Source organism: Microvirga aerilata, from assembly GCF_016743775.1.
GTDB lineage: Bacteria > Pseudomonadota > Alphaproteobacteria > Rhizobiales > Beijerinckiaceae > Microvirga > Microvirga aerilata.
This window is the reverse complement of record NZ_JAEQMY010000160.1, coordinates 1-6,779: the sequence shown is the minus strand read 5'-3', so window position 1 is coordinate 6,779 and position 6,779 is coordinate 1. Positions and strand designations below refer to the sequence as shown.

The 6,779-nt window shown below is 60.0% G+C and carries 4 protein-coding genes; 2 read left to right on the top strand and 2 right to left on the bottom strand.

The genetic code is table 11. The features are described from left to right. Positions 1 to 1,170: threonine synthase (locus tag JKG68_RS30300; RefSeq protein WP_202065953.1), on the bottom strand; the 1,170-nt coding region annotated here is incomplete at its 3' end. A 1,540-nt stretch (positions 1,171 to 2,710) separates the two neighbouring features. Then, entirely contained in the window at positions 2,711 to 3,076 is a 366-nt protein-coding gene (locus JKG68_RS30295) for a hypothetical protein (RefSeq protein ID WP_202065951.1), read from the bottom strand. A gap of 367 nt (positions 3,077 to 3,443) precedes the next feature. On the opposite strand from JKG68_RS30295, the gene JKG68_RS30290 reads away from it, so the two are divergent. Together JKG68_RS30290 and JKG68_RS30285 are read left to right on the top strand one after the other, a co-directional pair. Continuing rightward, entirely contained in the window at positions 3,444 to 3,644 is a 201-nt protein-coding gene (locus JKG68_RS30290; protein ID WP_202065949.1) for a DUF2934 domain-containing protein, read from the top strand. Positions 3,645 to 3,947: 303 nt separating this feature from the next. Further along, positions 3,948 to 6,245, top strand: coding sequence for a 2OG-Fe(II) oxygenase (locus JKG68_RS30285; protein ID WP_202065948.1), 2,298 nt, complete (start codon positions 3,948 to 3,950; stop codon positions 6,243 to 6,245). Positions 6,246 to 6,779 lie beyond the last annotated feature (534 nt).

The window sequence follows — 6,779 nt, the reverse complement described above, 5'->3', positions numbered from 1 at the left end:
CTCTCGTAAAACGGGTCTTCGGCATGGAGATCCTCCTGCTTCATACAGAGCTCTCCACTTTCTCGATGCAAGTCCAGCGAATGTTGCCCCACCTTCCGGGCTCAGCAACAGGCCATCGGATCGTGCCACGGACTCAACCGCTGCCATAATCGCTTCGTCCGGCACAGCAATGGCAAAGCCACCGCTTTCGCGAACCGCGCGAAGGATGAGAAAGTCGCCAAGCGCTTGCGGTACGCGTATGCCAGACGCCATTGTATGCGCACCCTCCCAGCGGACTGCGGTTTTGTCTCCGGCCTCAAAGGCTCGCACCATGGGCGCGCAACCGGCTGCCTGCACAGCAACCATCCGCGGTCGCTTACTGCCAATGAAGCCAATCGCCTCCAGTTCGGCGAAGGCCTTCCACATGCCGATCAGACCCGTACCACCGCCCGTTGGATAGAAAATCACATCCGGAAGCTCCCAGCCGAGTTGCTCGGCCAACTCCAAGCCCATCGTCTTCTTGCCTTCGATCCGGTAGGGCTCCTTCAGGGTCGAGACGTCGAACCACCCCGTCACCTCCCTGCCCTGCCCCACGAGCTTGCCACAGTCGTCGATCAGTCCGTTGACCCGGTAGACAGCGGCCCCCTGGAAGGCAATCTCGGAGAGATTGATCTCAGGCGTGTCTTCCGGACAAAAGACCGTGGCGCGGATGCCGGCGCGGCTCGCATAGGCGGCCAAGGCCGCCCCGGCATTGCCGTTGCTCGGCATCGCCAGGTGTTTGATGCCGAATGTCTTGGCCATGGAAACGGCCATCACCAGCCCGCGGGCCTTGAACGATCCTGTTGGAAGCCGACCCTCGTCCTTCACGAGAACCTCCCCTCCTCCCAGTTCCTGCACAGACCATGTAAGAGGAATGAGCGGGGTGGCGGCTTCTCCCAGACTGACAATATCGGCAACCCGGCGCACCGGAAGCAGTTCGCGCCACCGCCAAAGGTCATCAGGACGTGCTGCGAGTGCCTCCTTGCTGAGCGAGCCACGAATACCGTCCAGATCGTAGCGCACCAGCAGGGGCTTGCCTGCGCGAGACAGGTTGTGCGGCCGATCTGCTTCATAGATCTCACCCGTCCAGGAGCACTCAAGGTGAGTGACGAAGGTTGGTCGCTCGGTGGTCAGATTTGCGTTGATGTTCACGGGATTGCCTCTCGATGCCATAGCGGCATGCAGAATAAGGACGTTCTTCCCTCTAACTTAGACCACATGACAGCCAGCTAAACAGCTCCTTGTAGTGATCAACACCGCTGCTTTGGCACACCATGACCGTTGAGGGTGTGCGTTCCACAAGCCGCATTCGGATCTCTGGGGTTGAGACCCGCATTCGGGCTTTCGACGATGTACCTCGAGCGACGATCGTTGATCCGCCTGCCATCGTCTTCACCAAAAATCATCCGGGGCTCGCCTTGAGGATCCCGAATGATCTGCTGCCGATCGGTGCCGGGCAGGGCAATGGAGAGGGTCCATTGTGACGATGGGCTCACGGACTATTCTTCTCGTGAGCTTCGGTGAATACCTTGAGCAAAGCAACGTCTGTGCATCAAACCACGCTCCTTCCTGTCCGGGACACTTTTGTTGTGACAGCTTACGAGGTTGCAGCGTGAGCCATCTCGTGGTCGACCAGCACCGCAATCAAGCGTAGAAGCTCCTAGTGTTCGGGCCCACATCCGGAGCTCAGAAAGGCTCCGATCTCGATGTGGGCTACATGGCCGCCCGAGGCGCGGCTCGCCTCGGGCCGCACGAACACATCCCCAGAGGCATCTCCGATCGGATACCCACGGTCACCGTTCGGGCTACAACAGAGCTTTCACACCCTCTTCATGCTGCAGGCTCCTGTTCTACAGGCAAGATACTATGGAGCAGTCTGTCGGTCTTCTATTGTACCCTGAAGCAGCGGCAGACGCGCATAAGCGAGCATGTCACTGAGGTGTCTCAGGTGCCAGGGGAGCTGCATCGGCTGGAGCACCTGCTCCGGCTGTGTTCCCAGTAGCAGGTGGCGTGGCGAGTTGCTGACGTGCTTCGGCAAGTTGGCTCTGAGCATCAGCGAGTTGCTGACGGGTCGTCTGAAGCCGCCCCTCCAGCTCTGCAACCTCTCGGTTGCGGGCAGATAGGTCTTCCGTTGCCCGGGCGAGTTGGGTCTGTAGTTCAGCCCGTTGCTGGGTTGCCTGGTTCTGGATTTCAGCGTGCTCCCTCGTCAGGCGCTCCCGCTCCGAACGAAGGTTGGCAAGATCCGTCTGGTGGATGTTTGCGCGTCACGCGTCTGCTGGAGACGTTGCTCAGCTTCCGTAAGTTCTGCTCTCCGAGATGACAGCTCCAGAGTAGCTTGGGATACCGTCTCGCGGGCTGCCGTCGCCTCACGGCGGGCCTCCTCCATCTGACGGCTCAGATCCGCTAACTCCTGTTGGCGTGCCATAATCGTTTGATCGCCTGTTGCAACCTCCCCCTTCACAGCAGCCAGCCGCTGCTCCGCCTGCTGGAGCTGGGTCTGGATCTCCGGCAGGCGCTGGGACAACTCCGAGACATTGCGGTTCAGCTCAGCGGCTCGCTGCTCATTAGTCTGCAGGGCTTGTTGAGCAGTGGAGGTCTGGGTCTGAACCTCGGTTCGGGCTTGGGTGAGCTGCGTCAGCTGCTGTTGTTGCGCCTGTAGGTCCTGCAGAGTAGCCGTCAGCTGCGCCTAGGCTTACTCGCGCGCTTGTGTGACCTGAGCCAGCTGTTGCTGGGTTGTCTGAAGCGATTGCTGCAGGGTTGCAAGCTGCGCCTGGGCCTGCTCGCGCGCCTGTGTGATCTGGGTCAGCTGCTGCTCCGCGCCAGCGACCCTGGCCTGCAGCTCCGCTAGGGTTCCTGCGATGCGCTGTTGCTCATTGAGCTGCTGTTGCAGGGTGGCTTCGGCCTGCTGGAGGCGGGTTATTTCCGTTTGGGTTTCCTGACGCTGGTCAGAGGAAGAGAGCCCAATGCCGAGGGCCAGAAGCCAGCCCAGGATGGCAGCCCCAGCCAGCGCCAGAGACACGGGCCGCTTTACTTCGGAGCGGTAGTCGAACGCCATCATGGTCCTCCTGCACGTTGAGTGCTCGATCTAACGCAGGACCGTCACGAGCGTTGCCCGCTCCGGTGCACCAGAAGCAATCCTTCTGTTCAGGTCGACCATTGACTGCTCCCAAGCCAGAGAACCGCATGCGCCATTGCATGTTCCTCTAGTCCCGTCAGGTGCACTTTCGCAGGATCATCCTGCCGCGTCTGGCTAAGAGGTCAAGCGCCCGACGACTGGACGTGCGTACCTCAGGCTCGGTTCACCTGCCAGAGCGGCGCCCTAGCTTCAGAGCGGAGTGGTTCCGGAGCCGAGCAGACCATCTGCACGGGACGACAACACACCACTTAACAGAGAATAATAGAACCTTGAGCTTTGGAGACAGGCGATGGAAAAACACCTGGAGCAGAGAGTCCGTGAGCGGGCGTATGAAATGTGGGAGAGCGAGGGCCGCTGTGGTGATCCGGAGGACCACTGGGCCAGAGCAGAGCAGGAGTTGAAAAATGCTGGTACCCTGCAGGGGCAGGATGCTGCGGGAGCGAAAACGCCTGATGACACAATCATCGACGAACTTGGCGATTTTGCGTAAGCGCTGGTGACGTTTCGCTCTGGTGCTGACGCTTGCCCCGAATTCGACTCTTCCGAGGGCAGCCGTCGTCGGAGGCTCTGAACGTCAGTGCAAGCTCACGCAGGGGTAGGCTAGCATTAACAGCCTCCAAGGGCCGAACCTTTGTTTGTGACGGAAGTCGCGTTTCAGAATAGAACCGACCAATAATAGAGAACGCTTTGCATTAAGAATTTTGGCAGGAACTCTGTAACCAGTGCTGTGGTAGCCGAGCTTGGCACGTTGTATGCTCAGCCTTATTGAGCCGCGTGCATATGGGCTGCATCAATGTCCTCCATCACAAGCGAACTGGCAGCTGTTCTGGCCACAGTCCGTCGCCCCGGCGACTTCTTCGCCTCTGGCGCGATCGAGTTCCTTGCGCCGCAGCTGGAGGTGGAGGGTGTCGGTCAGATTGCACTGCCGCTTCTTTCGACCCAGGCCAAGCAGCTCATTGCAGCCGCCGAGCGGGCCCCCTACGGGCGGGGAGAGCAGACCCTGGTCGACACGGCAATTCGTCGGACGTGGCAGATTGGCCCGGACCAGGTTCGGATCCAGGGCCGCGGCTGGGCCCGGACGCTGAGTGCAATCCTGGCCCGTGTCTGTGATGGCCTCGGCGTCACTGAGCCAGTGCAGGCTGAGTTCTACAAGCTGCTGATCTATGATGAAGGCAGCTTCTTCGCGAGCCATCGCGATACCGAGAAAGCACCCGGGATGTTCGCCACGCTGGTGGTTGTGCTGCCCTCCCCATCGGCTGGGGGTGAACTTGTGGTCCGCCACAAGGACCGCGAGGTTCGGCTCGACCTACACTGCCCTGATCCATCGGAGGTGGCGTTTGGCGCCTTCTATGCCGATTGCGTTCACGAAGTCCTTCCCGTCACGTCGGGTGTTCGGTTGGCTTTGATCTACAACCTGCTGCGTCCCGAGCCGGGGCGGCTGCCCGAGCCCCCCAGTTATGCCAGCCAGCAAACCCGGCTTGCGACACTCCTGCAGGCCTGGGGCGCTGAGCTGAGCCGTTCAACCACTGATGCCCCAGAAAAGCTCATCTTTCCGCTCGAGCATGCCTATACCTCCGCTCAACTCGGGTTTGGAGCGTTGAAAGGCGCCGATGCCGCGGCGGCAGCCGTTCTCAGGGCCGCTGCTCAGGCGGCCGACTGCGATCTCCACCTGGCGCTGATCTCGGTTCAGGAAAGTGGCAGTGCGGAGTACACAGGCTACGGCTCCTCGTACCGCCGGTGGTCGGAACCAGACGAGGACGAATTCGAGGAGGTTGAGGTTCTCGATCGCTATATTGCCCTGTCAACATGGCGCAGGCCTGATGGGCAGCCCTCGGTGCTGGGTGTGATCCCGGTTGGAGATGATGAACTCTGCCCGCCTGATGCGCTCGAGGAGCTGGAACCGGACGAGGAGCACTTTCATGAGGCAACCGGCAACGAGGGCGCATCTTTCGAGCGAACGTACCGCCGTGCGACTCTGGTGCTCTGGCCGCGCCAGCGCTTCTTTGCCGTTTTGTGTCAGGCCGGCGTGGCAGTCACCCTTCCCTATTTGGCTGACCTGACCGAGCGCTGGTTGAGCAGCGACGAGGATCACACGTCACCTCTGTGGGGTGAGGCGCATGAACTCTCCGGCCACATGATCTCCTCTTGGCATGGGCAGGACGGATACCCATCGCGGGAGAAGGCTCCCACTCATGCCACCCAGATGCTGATCCTCCTGATCCAGCTCAGGAATAAGAGCCGACTTGAGGCATTCCTGACAACCATCGCAGCTGGCAGCGGCGTCTACGCCGAGGGCGACAATGATGCAATTGTTCAGGCGCTCGGTCTCATGTCGCCCCAGAGAGCCGCAGCACTGACCCAACAGATCATCACCGGGAATGCCACGACCTCCCTGACTGCCTGCGGTAATCTGCTCGCCCGGTTGGTGGCCTCAGGGGAGCACGGCCGAGGGGGCGACCTCAGAGGGGCCGCAACGGCTTTGGTCGAAGCCTTGCCAGGTGATCCGCAGCGCGCACCGGCTCAGGGACCGTGGTGGCAGGATCAGAGCTTGAAACCTCGTCTCGTCATTGATCTCCTGGAGGCTCTCTGCTGGATTGATCCGCGCTTGGCCGATGATGCAGCAGGCTACATGCTGACGTGGCCCCAGACCTATAGCCTGGATACGGTTCTGATCCCGGCAATGCGGACCCTGGTTCAGTCGAGTATTGCCCGAGAGCCGCCGGTTCAGCGGCTGCGTGATGCCTGTCTTGACCACCTGCGCGCCCGGATTGCCCGACCGCTGGTGGCGCCTAGTAACTGGAGCCGGGCCACTGTACTGCCTTGTCAATGCCGTCACTGCACTGAATTGAGCCGCTTTCTTGCTGATCCTGAGCAAACGACATGGGCCTTCAAGGCCGTTGAAGCAGACCGTTCCCATGTGGAGCAGACAATCCAGCGGGCTCACTGTGACGTGGACATTACCACTGATCGTCGTGGTCGGCCTTACACGCTGGTGTGCACCAAGAACCATGCGAGCTATGACCGCCGGGCGAAACAGCGCAGAAAGGATTTGGAGGACGTGATCCACCTGGGTGGCGGAGATGTCTCGTAACAGTAGCTAGAGAGGTCTTGATCCAAGAGGGATGATTGGGACGCTCATGATGTAAGCAGATCTTGGAGCCTCACCAGTGATGATCTCACGTTCAGCTGTGTGCAAACTCTGACGGCAGCCAGAAGGAGAGAATACCTGCTCCACGCTGGATGCACGTTAGCACCTGAATTTCGTTGAATAAGGCTTCCACAAGAAGTCTGCGGCACTAGGAAGGTCTGACCTCAAGGAGTTTGATCTGTCAGTCAACCTATCGCAGCATCGTATCTTAATGGTTCAGCTACCATGATGGACCTAGCGTCAGGCACATAGGCGCCGGTCTCATGAGCGCCACCACCCTTCTATTCTGATCCAGATGGTTGTGCTCATCCATAGTCTTATTGCTCCAGGAGCTTCGATGTCTCAGGCCTTTATGCGAACTCTCCCGCGCCGGTACTGATCTTCCCTCGTTTTGACGGATACCTCTGATACGCTCCTGCGGGAGCGGGAAGGTGTTTGATGACGAAGACGAGGCGGGAATTTACACCCGAGTTCAAG